The 853-nt window shown below is 68.9% G+C and carries 2 protein-coding genes; both read left to right on the plus strand.

Annotation, left to right across the window (positions count from 1 at the left end; genetic code table 11):
- Nucleotides 1-85 precede the first annotated feature (85 nt).
- Complete coding sequence (tnpA, locus tag HG800_RS26790) at nucleotides 86-463, plus strand: IS66 family insertion sequence element accessory protein TnpA (RefSeq protein WP_169981454.1); 378 nt, start codon at nucleotides 86-88, stop codon at nucleotides 461-463.
- Nucleotides 460-810, plus strand: coding sequence for an IS66 family insertion sequence element accessory protein TnpB (gene tnpB, locus HG800_RS26795; protein ID WP_169981456.1), 351 nt, complete (start codon nucleotides 460-462; stop codon nucleotides 808-810). The genes tnpA and tnpB overlap by 4 nt, the downstream gene beginning before the upstream one ends.
- Nucleotides 811-853 lie beyond the last annotated feature (43 nt).

Genomic DNA, 853 nt, shown 5'->3' on the forward strand with positions numbered 1-853 from the left:
GTAAGCGTCCGGCTGAGCGCAACTTCCTTGCTGGCTCGGGATGGGCCACGCTGAGTGCTTCACCACTCGTGGAGGAGCCGAGGCGATGGCAGAGCGCGACGATCGGGCACGGTACTGGGCCGAGGTGATCCGGCAGTTCCAGGACAGCGGGCTGTCCCGGGTCGAGTTCTGTCGCCGCCAGGGCATCCGACCCAAGAGCCTGGGAAACTGGTTGCACAAGCGGGCCTTTCGCCAGCGGGTCGAACAGGTCTGGGCCGAGCAAACGACGGCGGTCGAACCGAAGCCCAGGTTCCTGCCGGTGGTGACCACGCCCACGGGGTCGACGAGTCCCAACGGCTCGCAGCGTGACGGATCGGGCACGATCGACTTGATCCTCGGCCCGAAGCGACGGTTGGCCATCCCGACGGGCTTCGACGCCGAGACCTTGCATCGCCTGCTCGACCTGCTGGAGGCCCGACCGTGATCCGCATCCCGGCGGTGATCCGCGTCTTCGTCGCGGTCGACCCGACCGACCTGAGGCGGGGCTTCGACGGCCTGGCCCAGCTGGCACGCGATCAGCTCGACGCCGACCCCTTGAGCGGGCACCTGTTCGTCTTCGCCAACCGGCGACGCGATCGGATCAAGATTCTTTACTGGGACGGCGACGGTTACGCGTTCTGGATGAAGCGGCTCGAACGCGGGACCTTTCGCTGGCCGGACGCGGCGGCGACGCGGGTCGAGCTGAGCGCCGCGGAGCTGGCGGCGCTGCTGGGCGGGATCGACCTGGCGGCCACGAGGCGACGGCCGCGCTACGCCCGGCCGGTGGCCTGAATCGGGGCGTCGCCCTTCTCGAGAGATTGCGCCAGCATGTGCT

It is taken from the genome of Tautonia rosea (genome assembly GCF_012958305.1).
Classification (GTDB): domain Bacteria; phylum Planctomycetota; class Planctomycetia; order Isosphaerales; family Isosphaeraceae; genus Tautonia; species Tautonia rosea.

Coding starts and splice junctions, on each gene's coding strand:
- tnpA (WP_169981454.1), top strand. CDS start 86: ATGGCAGAGCGCGACGATCGGGCACGGTACTGGGCCGAGGTGATCCGG.